Source organism: Mediterraneibacter agrestimuris (genome assembly GCF_943193195.1).
GTDB classification, from domain to species: domain Bacteria; phylum Bacillota; class Clostridia; order Lachnospirales; family Lachnospiraceae; genus Schaedlerella; species Schaedlerella agrestimuris.
This window is the reverse complement of record NZ_CALPDG010000002.1, coordinates 15,624-31,147: the sequence shown is the minus strand read 5'-3', so window position 1 is coordinate 31,147 and position 15,524 is coordinate 15,624. Positions and strand designations below refer to the sequence as shown.

At 43.7% G+C, this 15,524-nt stretch carries 18 protein-coding genes; all 18 read right to left on the bottom strand.

Going from position 1 to position 15,524, the window contains the following annotated elements; all coding sequences use genetic code 11:
• Positions 1 to 30: 30 nt before the first annotated feature.
• The 18 genes from spoIVB to spoIIIAC all read right to left on the bottom strand — a co-directional run bounded on the left by spoIVB (position 31) and on the right by spoIIIAC (position 15,502).
• Entirely contained in the window at positions 31 to 1,089 is a 1,059-nt protein-coding gene (gene spoIVB, locus NFS18_RS01445; RefSeq protein ID WP_251386923.1) for a SpoIVB peptidase, read from the bottom strand.
• Positions 1,090 to 1,251: 162 nt separating this feature from the next.
• Positions 1,252 to 2,928 carry a DNA repair protein RecN gene (recN, locus tag NFS18_RS01440; RefSeq protein WP_251386921.1) on the bottom strand — a complete coding sequence of 559 codons (1,677 nt, stop codon included), beginning with the start codon at positions 2,926 to 2,928 and terminating at the stop codon, positions 1,252 to 1,254.
• Positions 2,929 to 2,937: 9 nt separating this feature from the next.
• Positions 2,938 to 3,396, bottom strand: a complete 459-nt coding sequence (gene argR, locus NFS18_RS01435) for an arginine repressor (protein WP_251386919.1) — start codon at positions 3,394 to 3,396, stop codon at positions 2,938 to 2,940.
• A 4-nt stretch (positions 3,397 to 3,400) separates the two neighbouring features.
• A complete protein-coding gene (locus NFS18_RS01430) occupies positions 3,401 to 4,240 on the bottom strand; it encodes an NAD(+)/NADH kinase (protein WP_251386917.1) in 840 nt (279 codons plus the stop codon).
• A 36-nt stretch (positions 4,241 to 4,276) separates the two neighbouring features.
• Positions 4,277 to 5,074: a TlyA family RNA methyltransferase gene (locus NFS18_RS01425; protein ID WP_251386915.1), complete on the bottom strand. Its 798-nt coding sequence runs from the start codon at positions 5,072 to 5,074 to the stop codon at positions 4,277 to 4,279.
• 15 nt (positions 5,075 to 5,089) lie between these two features.
• Complete coding sequence (gene dxs, locus NFS18_RS01420) at positions 5,090 to 6,964, bottom strand: 1-deoxy-D-xylulose-5-phosphate synthase (protein ID WP_251386913.1); 1,875 nt, start codon at positions 6,962 to 6,964, stop codon at positions 5,090 to 5,092.
• Between the two features lie 18 nt (positions 6,965 to 6,982).
• Positions 6,983 to 7,873, bottom strand: a complete 891-nt coding sequence (locus tag NFS18_RS01415; protein WP_251386911.1) for a polyprenyl synthetase family protein — start codon at positions 7,871 to 7,873, stop codon at positions 6,983 to 6,985.
• Positions 7,863 to 8,087 carry an exodeoxyribonuclease VII small subunit gene (gene xseB, locus NFS18_RS01410; RefSeq protein ID WP_251386909.1) on the bottom strand — a complete coding sequence of 75 codons (225 nt, stop codon included), beginning with the start codon at positions 8,085 to 8,087 and terminating at the stop codon, positions 7,863 to 7,865. The genes NFS18_RS01415 and xseB overlap by 11 nt, the downstream gene beginning before the upstream one ends.
• Positions 8,080 to 9,291: an exodeoxyribonuclease VII large subunit gene (gene xseA / locus NFS18_RS01405; protein WP_251386907.1), complete on the bottom strand. Its 1,212-nt coding sequence runs from the start codon at positions 9,289 to 9,291 to the stop codon at positions 8,080 to 8,082. Before xseA ends, xseB begins: the two co-directional genes overlap by 8 nt.
• A 30-nt stretch (positions 9,292 to 9,321) precedes the next feature.
• Positions 9,322 to 9,720 (bottom strand): transcription antitermination factor NusB, encoded by a 399-nt coding sequence (gene nusB / locus NFS18_RS01400; RefSeq protein WP_251386899.1) that lies wholly within the window; start codon positions 9,718 to 9,720, stop codon positions 9,322 to 9,324.
• Positions 9,721 to 9,762: 42 nt separating this feature from the next.
• On the bottom strand, positions 9,763 to 10,146 hold the full coding sequence (locus tag NFS18_RS01395) for an Asp23/Gls24 family envelope stress response protein (protein WP_251386898.1): 384 nt from the start codon (positions 10,144 to 10,146) through the stop codon (positions 9,763 to 9,765).
• Between the two features lie 101 nt (positions 10,147 to 10,247).
• Positions 10,248 to 11,837 (bottom strand): peptide chain release factor 3, encoded by a 1,590-nt coding sequence (locus tag NFS18_RS01390; protein WP_251386897.1) that lies wholly within the window; start codon positions 11,835 to 11,837, stop codon positions 10,248 to 10,250.
• A gap of 118 nt (positions 11,838 to 11,955) precedes the next feature.
• Positions 11,956 to 12,564 (bottom strand): SpoIIIAH-like family protein, encoded by a 609-nt coding sequence (locus NFS18_RS01385; protein WP_251386896.1) that lies wholly within the window; start codon positions 12,562 to 12,564, stop codon positions 11,956 to 11,958.
• Between the two features lie 27 nt (positions 12,565 to 12,591).
• Positions 12,592 to 13,212 (bottom strand): stage III sporulation protein AG, encoded by a 621-nt coding sequence (locus tag NFS18_RS01380; protein WP_251386895.1) that lies wholly within the window; start codon positions 13,210 to 13,212, stop codon positions 12,592 to 12,594.
• Positions 13,163 to 13,636 (bottom strand): stage III sporulation protein AF, encoded by a 474-nt coding sequence (locus tag NFS18_RS01375; protein ID WP_251386894.1) that lies wholly within the window; start codon positions 13,634 to 13,636, stop codon positions 13,163 to 13,165. Before NFS18_RS01375 ends, NFS18_RS01380 begins: the two co-directional genes overlap by 50 nt.
• 15 nt (positions 13,637 to 13,651) lie before the next feature.
• On the bottom strand, positions 13,652 to 14,899 hold the full coding sequence (locus tag NFS18_RS01370) for a stage III sporulation protein AE (protein ID WP_251386892.1): 1,248 nt from the start codon (positions 14,897 to 14,899) through the stop codon (positions 13,652 to 13,654).
• Complete coding sequence (locus NFS18_RS01365) at positions 14,896 to 15,282, bottom strand: stage III sporulation AC/AD family protein (protein ID WP_251386891.1); 387 nt, start codon at positions 15,280 to 15,282, stop codon at positions 14,896 to 14,898. The genes NFS18_RS01370 and NFS18_RS01365 overlap by 4 nt, the downstream gene beginning before the upstream one ends.
• A gap of 25 nt (positions 15,283 to 15,307) precedes the next feature.
• Complete coding sequence (spoIIIAC, locus tag NFS18_RS01360; protein ID WP_251386890.1) at positions 15,308 to 15,502, bottom strand: stage III sporulation protein AC; 195 nt, start codon at positions 15,500 to 15,502, stop codon at positions 15,308 to 15,310.
• Positions 15,503 to 15,524: the final 22 nt, after the last annotated feature.

Here is a 15,524-nt window from a genome sequence, read left to right as displayed (position 1 = left end):
CTGTTTTTTATGCAATCCACTTCTTAAATACTATAATTGTTCCAGCATCGTTTCCGCAAAGATACCGTATCCTCTGGAAGGATCGTTTACAAACACATGAGTCACTGCACCAACCAGCTTCCCATTCTGTAAAATCGGCGAGCCACTCATTCCCTGTATGATTCCGCCGGTTTCCTCAAGCAGGCGTGCATCAGTCACCTGGAGTACAATTCCTTTATTAATTTCCTTAGAATTAAAATCAACATCTGTCACTTCAACACTGTATTCCTGTATTTTTCCGTCCACATAACACCGGATAGCCGCACTCCCTATTTTAATTTCTTCTTTTTTCGCTACCTCCACTGGAATCTGTTCACTGAACACCTCATCAATTTCCTCCAGACTCCCGTAAATCCCTGCTTCCGTATTCTTTGTTACTGTTCCCACACGGTTATACTCATTGTATACAATCAGACCTTCCATACTCCCCGGCAGCCCGTTTTCTCCTTTTACAATAGACCGGATACTGGTCTTATACAACCGTCCGTCTTCAATGTCCATCAGCACACCTGTATCTATATCATGGATTCCGTGTCCCAATGCACCGAATTCGCTGTTTCCTGTAAGAAATGTAATGGTTCCCAGACCCTGCACATTATCCCGTACCCAGATTCCCAGTTTATAATCTTGTATTCCGCAGTCTACTGCTTCCAGCTTCACATCCAGCTCTTCAGTATCCCGGCGCAGTTTTAAAATTACATCTTCGGACTCCAGATGTTTCAGGGATGCCATCAGTTCTTTTTTATCGGCAATAGTTTCCTCATTTACACCGATGATATAATCTCCTGCCTTTACCAGATTGTGAGCCGGATTCTTTACAATTCCGTCAGCGCCTTCGACACTCTGTGTATCTAGTACAAGCACGCCGTTTGTTTCCATATAGATTCCAGCCGGCATTCCGCCCGCAAGTACGATATTTTCCCCGATATCCACAGAATTTACTTCTTCCTGTGGTGTATAATCGGCATAAGACCAGCCCAGATATCCTGAAAATGCCATAGAAACACAAAAAAATACAAAGATCATCAGTTTTTTTATGCATTTATACATATGTCACACACCTTTCTTTTGTATTAATTCTAAAAATTATTTGCATAGTAAAAACAAAACGGACAATCCGTCGACAGTCTCCTGTCAATGGATGTCCGTTTTAGTATGTGACATTTCTACTTATTTCACACTGGTATTATCTTGTTACTGTGCACAGCAACATTATCTTTCAAGCGCCGCCAAATCTTTCATTTCATGAGCACTCTTTAAAATACTGTCCGTAATCTTGGCGCCGCCTAACAGTCTCGCCAATTCCTGCACAGACTGTTCTTTTTTTAATTCTTCAATTCTCGTATGGGTTATATTCTGTTCAGAAGATTTTTCAATCAGATAATGTGCATCTGCCATCGCTGCGATCTGCGCAAGATGGGTAATACACAACACCTGTCTGGTAGTGGCGATGACACGCATTTTCTCCGCCACTTTTCCGGCGGTAATCCCGCTGATTCCGGTGTCAATCTCATCAAAAATAAGTGTGGGTGTGTCTTCTCTATCTGCCAGTACGCTTTTTATCACCAGCATAATACGAGATAATTCACCGCCGGAAGCCGCCAGTCCCATAGGTCGAAGAGCTTCTCCCACATTGGCAGACAAATAGAATTCAGCCTCGTCAATTCCGCCTGCAGTAAATGTTTCAAGAGGAGTAAAACGCATTTCAAACTGTACATCAGAAAAATTAAGATCCGACAAACCACTCTGAATTTCTTCGACAAAATTTGCTGCCGCCTTCTGTCGTTTTTTGCTTAATTTTGATGCAGTTTCCCGATAAGTTTTTTCTGCATGATTCAATTTCTGCTGTAATTCCAGCATATATGATTCATAATCTTCCAGTTCTTTTAGTCTCTGTTTCTTTTCTTCACAATATGAAAGGATTTCACTGACAGAATTTCCATATTTTGACTTTAAATGATTGACTTCATTTAATCTGCTCTCTGTCTCATAAAATTCTTCTTCCGAAAATTCAAATGTTTTCGCATAATCAGACAATTCACGGTTAAAATCATTTAACAAACTATCAATTTCTATAAGCTGGCTGTAGAGTTCTGCGCCCTCTTCGTCACAATCTGCCGCGCTCTGCAACGCACGGATGGCACGGCTTAAATACTCACTGGCATTGCCGGAAGCATCTTCACTCGTATACTGATATGCCTCGCTGATACCTTCTGTTATTTTCTTGCCATCCAACATCCGGCGATACAAGTACTCCAATTCCTCATCTTCATTTTCAAGCAAATGTGCATCTTCAATTTCCTGTACTTCAAATTCTGCCAATGACAATTCTTTTTGCCGTTCCCGTTCATCCAATGAAGACTCTTCCAGTTTTTTCTTACAATCTGTATATTCCCGGTAAGCCGCTGCCGTTTCTTTTTTCAGCTTTCCCACAGTCTCTCTGGCATACAGATCCAGAAATGCCAGATGGTTCTTCTTATGAAGAAGTGACTGATGCTCATGCTGTCCATGAATGTCAATCAGCATACTCGCCACATCTTTCAGCGTCCCCATACTGACAGTTTCGCCGTTAATCTTGCTTGTGCTTCTGCCCTCCATCAATTTTCTGCTTAAGACAATTCTTCCTTCTTCAGGATAGATATCCAAATCCGCCAACTGACGGCAGATGTTTTCATTTTCCACAGAAAATGTCAGTTCTACCAGACCAAACTTTGCTCCTGTACGCAGCATATCTGCCGTGTATCTGCCTCCCAGCGCCAGATTGACAGAACCAAGAAGAATTGATTTTCCTGCTCCTGTTTCTCCTGTAAGGATATTGAGTCCCGGTTGAAACTCCACTTCAATTTCATCAATCAACGCCAGATTTTTTACATGAAGATTCTCTAACATAATCGTTCCCTATTTCCCTTTTGACACAATTTTACGTATCTTATCCATCACAATTTTTGTATCATCCACAGTGCGGATGGCACACATAATCGTATCGTCCCCTGCAATGCAGCCTACGACCTCATGCCACTGCATGGCATCTACAGCAGCAGCCACAGCCATCGCCATACCTGATACTGTCTTGATCACAAGAATATTCTGAGCCATGTCCATAGAAATAAACCCATCGCTTAAAACTCTGACATACTTCTCATTCAGCCCATCTTTCTCCGGCGTTAAGACGACATATTTCTGCTTTCCGCCGTTTACAGCTATTTTAGTCAGCTTCAGATCCCTGATATCTCTGGATACAGTTGCCTGAGTCACTTTAAACCCGGCACTGTTCAGCCGATCTGCCAGTTCTTCTTGTGTCTCAATATGATACTGATTAATTAATTCAATGATTTTCGTGTGACGACTGACTTTCATATACTCAATTTCCTTTCATCTTTTCCCGCATGATTTTGATAAAGCTTTCTTTGCACAGTTTAATCAGATTTGCTGTCTCTTCTGCTTTTTTAATTACAACCCGGTCCCCGGTTTTCAGCAAAACTGTATCCGCTCCGTCAAAAGTTGCAAGGGCATGTTCCAGCCGTCCATATCTGCCTTCGCAGATTTCAATCTCAATAATGTCCTCTGCTGAAAGTACAACGCTGCTTGCATTGAGTGCATGGGAACAGATAGGTGTGATCACAAACATGCTTGCAGTCGGCTCCACTACCGGACCGCCCGCCGACAAATTATAGCCCGTTGAACCTGTAGGTGTGGATACAATGATTCCATCTGCCTGATAACTGCTCAGAAGCATTCCGTTTACATAGACATGAAACTGGACAATACGCAGACTCCCTTCCCTCGTAATGACAATATCATTAATCGCCGAATTTTCCTTTGTCACACTTCCATGGATATTCCCATGCATCATCATACGATTTTCAATTTCCGGTTCATTTTCAAAGAGATAATCCAGAGCCTCTTTATAATTCGGCAGTTCTGTCTCTGTCAGATATCCAAGTGTTCCCATATTCACGCCAAGCAGTGGAACATGATGATTTTTCAGCTCCCTTGCCGCCCGGATCAATGTTCCGTCTCCGCCCAGGACAACCGCACAATCTATTGCTTCCGGTATCTGCTCTGGTATGATATGTCCGTCCTCATCCTTGACACAGAGAAGGCATGTCTTTTTGTGGCTGATAATATAGGATTGTATTTCCTGTGTGATCCGGTAATCCGGATCTTTCATATTATTTGTAATGATGTAAAACCGCTCCATAATACATCCCCGCATATTCAATCTTTTGCAACAAAATTACAGTGCTTCAAAAGCACGGTCCACGACAGATACCAAATCTGCCGCAATCTCCGGCACTTCTTCTGCACGCTTTTTCAGATGAATCAGATATTCAATATTCCCCTCCGGACCTTTGATAGGAGAAAAGTCAATATTCAGGATTTCAAATCCGATGGAATACGCATACAGCGCCACCTTCTTAATTACTTCCCTGTGGGTGCTGCGTTCTCTCACAACTCCTTTTTTGCCGACCTTCTCTCTTCCTGCCTCAAACTGAGGCTTGATCAGTGCCACTATTTCACCGTCCGCCTTTAAATAATTGCGGATCGGCTCCAGCACCTTTGTGAGCGAAATAAAAGACACGTCAATAGAAGAAAAATCAATCGGCTCCCCGATATCCTCCGGTGTAACATAACGGATATTTGTTTTTTCCATGCAGACAACCCGTTCATCCTGACGAAGCTTCCAGTCAAGCTGTCCTCTTCCCACGTCAATGGCAAACACTTTGACCGCACCGTTCTGCAGCATACAGTCCGTAAATCCGCCCGTGGAAGAACCCACATCTGTACAGACCTTTCCCTCTACCGTCACATCAAAATTTGCCAGTGCTTTTTCCAGCTTCAGACCGCCCCGGCTGACATATGCAAGAGCATGTCCCTTGATTTCAATTTGTACTTCATCGGAAAATGTAGTGCCGGCCTTGTCTTCCCGCTGACCTTCCACGAATACATTTCCTGACATAATAATCGCTTTTGCCTTTTCTCTGGACTCTGCCAGATTCCGCTTTACAAGCAGAACATCCAAACGTTCTTTCATGTTGTCGCAATTCCTTTATCTGTCTAATATCTTTGCATATTCATCAATGATTCTCTGCACGATCACTGGCTTTTCCAGCCCGATTTCCCTGCGGAGAACATCCACATTTCCTTGTTCCACAAATTCATCCGGAATACCTATGCTGCATATGTGCAAAGGCAGATTTGCTTCTGATACGAAGCTTAATACCTGAGAACCAAATCCGCCGGTCAGTACATTTTCCTCAATAGTAACAACCAGCCTGTGTTCTTTGCTCAAATGTTCCAGCAATTTTGTATCCAGCGGTTTTACAAATCTTGCATTCACCAGAGTACAGCTGTATCCTGTTGCTTTCAGTTCGTTCCGAACAGATTCTGCCAGTTCTGCCATATGTCCTACAAACATCAAAGCAATATTTTCTTCTTCATATAAAATCTCACTTTTCCCATAGACAATTGGGGCACGGAACTCTCCCATTCCTTCAAATGCTTCTCCTCTTGGATAACGCAGCGCTATCGGACCGTTATATTCCACACAGAACCGGATCATATCTGCCAACTCCCAGCGGTTCTTTGGAGAGAGTACCGTCATATTGGGAATCATACTCAAAAAAGACAAATCAAACACACCCTGATGTGTTTCTCCATCATTTCCTACCAGCCCCGCACGGTCTACAGCTATCATCACCGGAAGATTCTGCATACAAATGTCGTGAATGGTCTGGTCAAATGCTCTCTGTAAGAAAGAAGAATACAATGCAACCACCGGTTTCATGCCGCCTGCCGCCAGTCCCGCCGCAAAGGTCAGTGCATGCTCCTCAGCGATTCCCACGTCAAAAAACCTCTGCGGAAAACATTTCGCAAAACGGTTCAAGCCTGTTCCATCCGCCATAGCAGCTGTAATTGCCACAACTTTATCGTTGTTCTTACCAATGTCACAAAGCACTTTAGAAAACACGTTGGTATAGCTGTCTTTTCCTGATCCATTCTGTACTTCTCCTGTCTCGATAGAAAAAGGACCTGTTCCGTGAAATTTTGCCGGATTTTCCTCTGCCGGAGCATATCCCTTTCCTTTCTTTGTCAGTACATGCACCAAGGTAGGACGGTCCATCCGCTTTGCTTCCCGTAAAACTTTTATCAGCTTTTTCAAATTATGCCCGTCCACAGGTCCCAGATAAGTAATTCCCATATCTTCAAACAACATTCCCGGCACGATCAGCTGCTTGATTCCACTCTTGGTTTTCCGAATCTGGTAAACAATCTTTTCTCCCTGTACCGGAATTCTCTTCAAGGTATCTTCCACACCTTTTTTTAATCCTGTATACACATCTGCAGTACGCAGACCGCTCAGATAATTAGACATTCCGCCTACATTCTCAGAAATGGACATATTGTTATCATTCAATACAATCACAAAACTGCCTTTCTGATGCGCCGCATTATTCAAAGCCTCATATGCCATGCCGCCTGTCATAGAGCCATCACCGATGACCGACACCACATTGAAATCCCTGCCCTGAATATTGCGTGCTGCAACCAGCCCCAATCCTGCTGAAATAGACGTTGAGCTGTGTCCGGTGTCAAAAGCGTCGCAGGGACTTTCTCCTCGTTTCGGAAACCCACTCATACCACCGAATTTGCGCAATTCATCAAAGCCTTCCCTGCGTCCGGTCAGCAGTTTATGAGTATATGACTGATGTCCCACATCCCAGATCAGCTTATCTTCCGGCAGTTCAAACACAAGGTGCAGCGCCATAGTCAATTCTACAACACCTAAATTAGATGCCAGATGTCCTCCTGTCTTGCTGATTTTGTCAATCAGAAATGCCCGGATTTCCTGAGCCAGCACATCCAATTCTTCAGGCAGCAGACTTTTTATATCATTTTCCTTCTGAATTTTCTCTAAAACCATAAGGCTTTCCCCTGTTTCTTATTTCTTTCTGTGAATCAGTGACAACAACAGTTCCTCAAGAAATGTATCCGCGGGATTCAGCTTCCGTAGTTCTTCCACCGCCTCTTCGGACAGTCTTGCCACTTCAGCCTCCGCCGCTTCAAGCCCTTTCCATGTTACATAAGTTGTCTTCTCATTCTTTTCATCACTGTGGACTGGCTTGCCAAGAACCTCCGCTGTGCCTGTCACATCCAGGATATCATCCTGAATCTGGAATGCCATTCCAACCTTGCCTGCAATCCGTTCTATTGTCTCTGTCTGGTCTTCGTCCGAACCCGCAAGCACTGCACCGATCATCATGGCGCTTTCGATCAGCGCGCCTGTTTTTAACTCATAAATGAATTTCAGCGTGTCTCCCGAAATCACTTTTCCTGCAGACGCCACATCTACCACCTGACCGCCGATCATACCGTAGATTCCTGCTTTCTTTGACAGAATCTGCATCGCCCTTCCGATGAGACGTGCGTCTCCCCGTTCCATATCAAAAGCAGATGCTGCCGTCTCAAATGCATAATTAAGAAGAGCATCTCCTGCCAAAATCCCCATATCTTCTCCATAAACAATATGGGTTGTCTTGCGTCCCCTGCGGTAATCATCATTGTCCATTGCCGGAAGATCATCGTGCACAAGTGAATATGTGTGAATCATCTCCTGTGCAGCCATAAATGGCTCGATCACCGTTTCCTGACCACCGAACAGCCGATAGGTCTCCATCATCAGCATAGGACGGAGCCTTTTGCCACCTGCCATCAGACTGTATTCCATCGCCTCCATGATCAGCTTTTGCTGTCCTTCCTGCTTCGGAAGATAGTTCCGCAAAATCTCTTCAATCTCTTCTGCACGCTTTCTCTGCTCTTCTTTAAAACTCATGTATTTCTCCATTCTCGTCCAACATCAGAACTTTTTTCTCTACAGTGTCAATGGTCTCGTTACATTTTTTTAGAAGTTCCATTCCTCTGTAATACAACTGAAATGATTCTTCCAGACTGATTTCTTCTCGTTCCAGACGGTTCACAACCTCTTCCAGTGACTGGAACTGCTCTTCCAAAGTAGGCTCCTTTGCTGTATTCCTTTCCTCAGACATGGTAATCCTCCTTCTCCACCCCTGCAACTTGTGCACGAATTGTACCGTCTGTTACACGGATCTTCACAATATCTGCTTCTTTTATCTGTGTGATGGAGCGGATATTCTCTCCGCTGCTTCCTTCTACATAAGAATATCCCTGACTCAGTTTTTCTATCGGGGATACCCCTTTCATTTTCTCAATATATATTTCAAGTCTGTGCCTGCTCTGATCCAGTCTCTGTTTCATCTGTCTTTGCAGACGGTTCTCCAAATCAACAGAAAACTGCCGTTTTTCGTTTAGTTTCTGGCTTGGATGGGTGTATTTCAGCCGAAGCTGAAGCTGCTCTGATCTTCTGCGCTCTGCCTGAATATGAAGCATGAGCTTACGCTTTATGCGCAACTTCATCTCCTCCAGCATATTATCCACAGCACGGTATTCATATACAGCCAACTCAGCCGCAGCCGAGGGTGTCGGGGCACGTAAATCAGCCACATAATCAGAAATCAAAGTGTCTGTCTCATGTCCCACCGCCGAAATCACTGGTACATTGCACTCAAAAATAGCTCTGGCAACTGCTTCTTCATTGAATGCCCACAAATCTTCAATGGAACCGCCGCCTCTGCCGACGATCATCACATCCACCCGTGCCTTTTCTAACATCCGAATCCCCTGGACAATACTTTCCACTGCCCCTTCTCCCTGCACCAGAGCAGGATAAAGGATTAACTGAACGTATGGATTTCTTCTTGCGGCAATGTTGATAATATCTCTGACCGCAGCTCCTGTTGGTGCAGTTACAATTCCCACCCGGCGTGCAAATGCCGGAACAGGCTGCTTATATTCCGGGGCAAACATTCCCATCTCTTCTAGTTCTCGTTTCAGCGCTTCAAACCGTTCATATAAAAGCCCAGCCCCATCCAGAAGGATTTCTTTTGCGTAAAGCTGATATCTGCCGTCTCTTTCATACACAGTGACAGAACCCAGCACTATAACAGTCTGTCCCTCTTTCATACGAAAAGAAAGCCCGGACCTTGCGCTGGCAAACATGACGCAGGCAATCGTACCGGACTCGTCCTTTAACGAAAAATAAATATGCCCGGAAGTATGATACTTACAGTTCGATACTTCCCCCTTTACATAAATGCGGTTCAACATAAAATCCTGAGTGAACATATTCTTAATATAACTGTTCACCTGTCTTACTGTATAGACATTACGCATAAAATGCCTCCCGAATTATGAGTCTCCGCCTTACTCTGCAAGTCGTGCAAGTACACCGTTAACAAATGCCGGCGAACCTTCTCCGCTGAACTTCTTTGCAAGCTCAACTGCTTCATTGATCGCAACTCCTGTCGGAACGTCCTCGTCCCACTTCATCTCATAGACAGCCAGACGTAAAATTGCCAGATCCACTTTACTCATTCGCTTCGTCTTCCATGTCTCACTGCTCTTATTAATCATGGCGTCAATTTCTGCTGCCTTTCTGGCGGCTGCCTCGTACTTCTTGCTAATATATTCTTTATCTTTATCCGCCGCATTCTCCAAATTATCAAAATACAACTTCAGATGCTCCGGCATATCCTCCGGACTGTTAAACTCAAGCTGAAACACCATCTTAAAGACATGCTCGCGAAGTTCTGTTCTTATCATAAGGGCTCCTTTCTGTTTCAACAGCAAATCAGAACAACGCAGTTACCTCTGCGCATCCATTTCCACACCCGCAACACGGATATTGATATCTGCCACTTCCAGCCCTGTCATATTCTCAATTGCAGCCTTTACCTTTTCTTGAATCTTGCCTGTTACTTCTACAATACTGTAGTTATACTTCAAAATAAGCGCAAGAGACACTGTAACCACACCTTCCAGAACGTCTACCTTTACACCCTTGGACAAATTCTTCATCCCCAGCCTGCTCACAAGTCCGTTTGTGATATTACCTGCCATGGATTCCACACCTTCCACTTCTGTTGCGGCAAGCGCTGCGATAATTGCAACCACCTCGTCTGCAATCTGCACTTCTCCCATGCTGTTGTCACTCTGTATTGTATAACTCTTTCTTTCGTCCTTTGCCATATTCAAAAACCTCCTGTCTGGATTCTATTCCTCATCACTCTTAGTATTATACCAAATATCCTGATATTTGCAAACAACATTTTTAACGGAACGATTCCCCTTTATCGTCCGAATTCAGAAAGAAGCAGTCCGTCATTACGTTCCTGAGTCATTCTGATACTCCATTCATGAACAAATAGCAAAAGAGGCCTGTCCTTCAAGTCCTTAATCTTCTTCATATCTGAAGTTCCTGTCAGTCTGTCCATGTCAATTTCGTCATTTTCAATCCAGCGGATATGCTCATACGGCAGATTTTCAAGACGGATTTCCACATTATACTCATTTTCCAGACGGTATTTCAACACATCAAACTGCAGCACGCCGACAACACCTACAATAATCTCTTCCATTCCTGTGTTGTACTCCTGAAAAATCTGGATCGCGCCTTCCTGCGCAATCTGGTTGATTCCTTTAACAAACTGCTTTCTCTTCATCGTGTCCACCTGACGCACACGTGCAAAATGTTCCGGGGCAAATGTCGGAATCCCTTCATATGCAAACTTCTCTTTAGAAGTCGTCAGTGTATCTCCAATGGAGAAAATACCCGGATCAAACACACCGATGATGTCTCCGCCGCAGGCTGTTTCTATCATCTTGCGCTCACTTGCCATCATCTGCTGAGGCTGTGAAAGACGAACATCCTTTCCTCCCTGAATATGATACACATTCATCCCTGCCTCAAATTTACCGGAACAAATTCGCATAAATGCAATACGGTCGCGGTGCGCCTTGTTCATATTCGCCTGAATTTTAAAGACAAAAGCAGAAAAATCCGGTTCTGTCATTGGATCAATTTCTCCCTTGTCAGACATTCTTGGCAGAGGAGAAGACGTCATCTTCAAGAAATGTTTTAAAAATGTTTCCACACCAAAATTTGTCAGCGCCGAACCAAAAAATACAGGTGACAGTTCTCCCTTCGATACCAGTTCCTGATCAAATTCCGCAGCAGCACCGTCTAAAAGCTCAATTTCTTCTTCCAGATTTGCTTTCGCTTCTGCCCCGATGACAGCTTCCAGATTTGTATCATCTTCTGAAATGGTCTGAACCTCACCGGTCTTTGTTCCCTTCTGGGTATCAGAGAACAGCTCAACTTCCCGCTTTGCACGGTCATATACACCTTTGAATCCCTTTCCCGAACCAATCGGCCAGTTCACCGGGCAGGTAGCAATTCCCAGTTCCTTCTCAATATCATCCAGAAGCTCAAACGTATCCATGGCATCCCGGTCCATTTTATTGATAAATGTAAAAATCGGAATATGGCGCATGACGCAGACCTTAAACAACTTTCTGGTCTGCGCCTCTACGCCCTTAGAAGCATCAATTACCATAACTGCAGAATCTGCAGCCATCAGTGTACGATAAGTATCTTCTGAGAAATCCTGATGTCCCGGCGTATCCAGAATATTGATACAGAATCCTCCATAGTTAAACTGTAATACGGAAGATGTAACCGAGATTCCTCTCTCCTTTTCAATTTCCATCCAGTCAGACACTGCATGCTTCGCAGTTGCTTTCCCCTTAACGGATCCAGCCTGATTGATTGCTCCTCCATAGAGAAGAAACTTCTCTGTCAATGTAGTTTTTCCCGCATCAGGATGGGAAATAATAGCAAATGTGCGTCGTTTTTTTATTTCATTCGTAATATCTGACATAATTCTATCTCCTGTACCTTTTTATAATTCAAATCCATGCATGATTGTTCTCGGCAACCCCCTGCATGCCATACATCAACGTTAAATTTTACCATAAGTATAGGACTGCCGCAATATTTTATTCATGAATTGGTGTTATTACAATATTTTCTGGCGCTATTTCCGTCTTTCTTGTCACAATATCTTCAATCTGTGCCCGATTGGCATCTGTCAATTCTTCTGCATTGACAACAATATCAGCAGAATCCTGGGTCAGATTTACGACAGCCTCAGAAAATCCTTTAGAAGCCATCAATGTTTCTATCGTAACTTCCTGCTCAGATAACTGTGTCATCTGCACCATTTGTGCAATAGCATCCTGTTTCTCATCTTCACTGATGGTTGTATTATCAATGATTGCCTGTAATGTTTCCTTGTTCTGTGCCCGTACCTGTTCCCGGGATACCTTTGCCTGTGCTACTGTGCTGTCTGCTCCGCCGTTTGTCAGAACCGCTTCTCCCGGTGTGCCTTCTACTTCAGCGTCATTGCTGGCAATCTCCTCTGTACCCGTTGCAATATCTTCTTCTGAAATATCCAAAAGTTCCTGATTAACCAGATCCGCATTTGCTTCTGTACTGCCCGCTTCATCGCCAAACAGCGTTCCTGAATAGTTGAGATAACCTGCAATGGCAATCATCACTGCCAGAGTTGCAATAATAATCTGATTTTTCTTAAATAAATGTTTCACTTGAATCCTCCTTTTGCTATACATCTTTTATGTAGCTGTCCTTTTCATTATTTTTATTTTATGCGCTTCTACTCCGAATAATGCCTGAATCGCTTCTGTAATATTTTGTACTACAACTGCATTATCTCCCCCTTGTGCAATAACGATCACTCCTGCGATCTCCGGTGTCAGTTCCTTACTCACATAAGGTGTTCTAGAACCGTCTGAGCTCTGTTCGTACACACTGGTTCTCTCTGATGTGCGAAACTCTTCTGTCCGTGTCCCGCCTGACGAATCTTGTTCATCTGTTGCCCTGTTGTCCGAAGTCTGATCTTTTTCAACTACCCTTTGTGATGAAGATTTTAGTGTAATGACTACCTCGGTTTTTCCAACTCCTTCTACATATTCCAGTGCAGACGCAACCCGTTTTTCCAAATACGCCTCATATTCTGCCAAAGAATCGGATCCCTCTGTGTGCTCTTGTTGTCCTTTTGTTTGTTTTTCCTCCAAAAAACTATCTCCCTCTCTTTTTTCTTCAGACGACGGCACTGGAATGACAATCACAAGCAGCAAGACTCCCACAAGAAATACGATCAAAAGCTGATTCTTTTTCGGCAGTTTATTCTCTGAATGTATCAGATTCCATATTCGGTTCTTTATCTTCTCCAATTCTGATATCCTCCACTTTTATGAGTCCGCGTTTTTCTGATTTTTCACTGCTCCATCCTGCCTTATTCTTTTCACTTTCTTTCTCTGTTTCCGAATCATCCCGCAAGTATTCTTCTGGAAGAAAGTCACATATATCCGCTTCTTCAAATCTCTTTCTCTGCTGTTCTATTTCCATCTGGAATTCTTGTTCCTTTCCCTGATACTTTGCCTGAAACTGTCCATAGCTTCCTGTCAGCTTCAGGATCGGTGTTATTACCAGCAGAATCATTACCAGCCCTGTAAAAAAACGAATATATTTCCTATAAGTATCCCCTGGAAGGACTTCCAGCACCGCCGTCATGATCACCAGATAAAAGGCAAGATTTTTAATCCACTCATAAGCCGTGTCAAGCATCTGTAATTCTCCTTCAAACGTTCTGTTCATATCTATAAATCTCTTTTACGAAGTAGATCCCGCTATCACTGCCAGGGTAAGAAGAAACAGAACGACGACCGTACACAACACCTTCAAAAGTAATTCATATCCACCGCTCACACTGCTGATACAGCCTGTGATCCGTTTGTCTGACACCGGTTGCACCAGCGCCGCCGCCAGCTTATAGAAAAAAGTCAGAAGCAGCATTTGTACTACGGGAACTGCACAAATAAGAAGTATTAAAACAGCACCCGCAATACCGATTCCGTTTTTGATCAGCACTGCTGTTCCAAGAACCACATCCGTCATACTGCCAAATGTATTCCCGATTCCCGGAATTGCCTCCACAGCCTTTGTCACTGTACTCCTTTTCAGCGTATCAATAGCCGGAGCCAGAAGTCCTTGTATAACATTGATCCCGACAACAATTCCCACCAGTGTTTTCAGACTCCAGAGCACCAGCTTTTTCAGAAGCTCTCCAAGCTCCGACAGCATTTCCTCCCCCAGCATATAATTCATCACCTGTACCATAATATACACATTAATAACAGGCAGCAGGAACCGAAGAATCAGCACTTCTACAAGGTAAATCAAAAACAATACCAGATTATAGAACATCAATGCGCTGCTGCTTCCCGATGCAAATGTCACAGCCAGAAAATACCCGGGACAGAGTACACCCATAAAGTCCGTCATCAGTTTCAGTCTGCTCTCCAGTCCTGTCACCGCTACCCGGAATGTATTCAGGCAAATTGTGATTAGAAGCATATACAGTACATAAAAACTAATCTGTGACACCTGCCTGTTTTTCAGCGCATCAGAAAAACTGGTGAATACTGCCGCCACGATGGCAAGCAGCAGCATATAGATCAGGTTTTGTCTGTTATTACTGAATTCATAGGTAATCTGATCTGACACATATCTGACCAGCAGCTTCCAGGCTGCCTCCGTATCTCCTTCTAAAAAGCTCTCTGTCACCTCCCGGAAGGAAATCTTCTGTTCCGGAAACAACTTTCTCAGACTTTCATCTATTTCAGAAAAATCAAACCCTTCCAAAAGTTTTTGTTCTGTCTCAGACTGGATTTCCAGCAATTCCTCTTCTGTCAGAGAGTCCGTTGTTTTTTCATTTACGGACATTGTTTCTTCTGCATGCACTGTCATTTTTATTACAGCTATTTGCAGAAGCAGAAATATATGCAGAAACAGAAACACCCGGAATCTCATTCTGTACCTTCTCTGTTTTCCCGGATTTCTGCATCGTAAGGTTCTCATACAAGGAACTCCTGTACTGTCTCAAGCAATGCCAGCAGAACCGGCAGACCCATAGCGAGGATCGTCAGCTTACTGAATATCTCAATCTGTGCTGCAATAGTCTGATATCCCGCATCTTTACAGATGCCCGAAGAAAACTCCGCAATATAAGTAATCCCGATCATTTTGAGCATAGTGGAAATATATCCGGTATCAATGGTGATATAGCGTTTGATTTCTTCTATCGTATTCACAAACATTTCCAGTCTGTCCACAATACAGGCAAACAGAAAGATACTCACTGCCATTCCCATATAAATTCCGTATTCCGTTTTTCCACCTTTGAACTGTACTGCCAGAAGTGCGCCCAGCACACCGATGATTCCAATTTGTATCATATTCATGCCGTTTCCCTCTTATATCATTTCCCTATAGATAAAACATCCGCTGCACAGCTTCAAACAACTCATATATAAACGGCAGCACCCATGTCAGCACCAAAATCAACCCGGCAAAACTTACAAGAAATGCCTGCTCGTCTCTTCCACTGTGTTTGAGTACCTGGCTTAAAATAGATACCAGAATTCCCACCGCAGCAATTTTAAAAATCAGATTGATACTCATGCTTCCTCCTTATGCAAAATGC

Excerpts from the sequence above, each read along its gene's own strand:
- spoIIIAC (WP_251386890.1), bottom strand. The coding sequence starts at position 15,502 with ATGAGTATCAATCTGATTTTTAAAATTGCTGCGGTGGGAATTCTGGTA.
- NFS18_RS01370 (WP_251386892.1), bottom strand. The coding sequence starts at position 14,899 with ATGAGAACCTTACGATGCAGAAATCCGGGAAAACAGAGAAGGTACAGA.
- NFS18_RS01425 (WP_251386915.1), bottom strand. The coding sequence starts at position 5,074 with ATGAAAGAACGTTTGGATGTTCTGCTTGTAAAGCGGAATCTGGCAGAG.
- nusB (WP_251386899.1), bottom strand. The coding sequence starts at position 9,720 with ATGATAAGAACAGAACTTCGCGAGCATGTCTTTAAGATGGTGTTTCAG.
- spoIVB (WP_251386923.1), bottom strand. The coding sequence starts at position 1,089 with ATGTATAAATGCATAAAAAAACTGATGATCTTTGTATTTTTTTGTGTT.
- dxs (WP_251386913.1), bottom strand. The coding sequence starts at position 6,964 with ATGGTTTTAGAGAAAATTCAGAAGGAAAATGATATAAAAAGTCTGCTG.
- argR (WP_251386919.1), bottom strand. The coding sequence starts at position 3,396 with ATGAAAGTCAGTCGTCACACGAAAATCATTGAATTAATTAATCAGTAT.
- xseB (WP_251386909.1), bottom strand. The coding sequence starts at position 8,087 with ATGTCTGAGGAAAGGAATACAGCAAAGGAGCCTACTTTGGAAGAGCAG.
- NFS18_RS01375 (WP_251386894.1), bottom strand. The coding sequence starts at position 13,636 with ATGAACAGAACGTTTGAAGGAGAATTACAGATGCTTGACACGGCTTAT.
- NFS18_RS01365 (WP_251386891.1), bottom strand. The coding sequence starts at position 15,282 with ATGAATATGATACAAATTGGAATCATCGGTGTGCTGGGCGCACTTCTG.
- recN (WP_251386921.1), bottom strand. The coding sequence starts at position 2,928 with ATGTTAGAGAATCTTCATGTAAAAAATCTGGCGTTGATTGATGAAATT.
- xseA (WP_251386907.1), bottom strand. The coding sequence starts at position 9,291 with ATGCGTAATGTCTATACAGTAAGACAGGTGAACAGTTATATTAAGAAT.
- NFS18_RS01415 (WP_251386911.1), bottom strand. The coding sequence starts at position 7,873 with ATGAGTTTTAAAGAAGAGCAGAGAAAGCGTGCAGAAGAGATTGAAGAG.
- NFS18_RS01430 (WP_251386917.1), bottom strand. The coding sequence starts at position 4,240 with ATGGAGCGGTTTTACATCATTACAAATAATATGAAAGATCCGGATTAC.
- NFS18_RS01390 (WP_251386897.1), bottom strand. The coding sequence starts at position 11,837 with ATGTCAGATATTACGAATGAAATAAAAAAACGACGCACATTTGCTATT.
- NFS18_RS01395 (WP_251386898.1), bottom strand. The coding sequence starts at position 10,146 with ATGGCAAAGGACGAAAGAAAGAGTTATACAATACAGAGTGACAACAGC.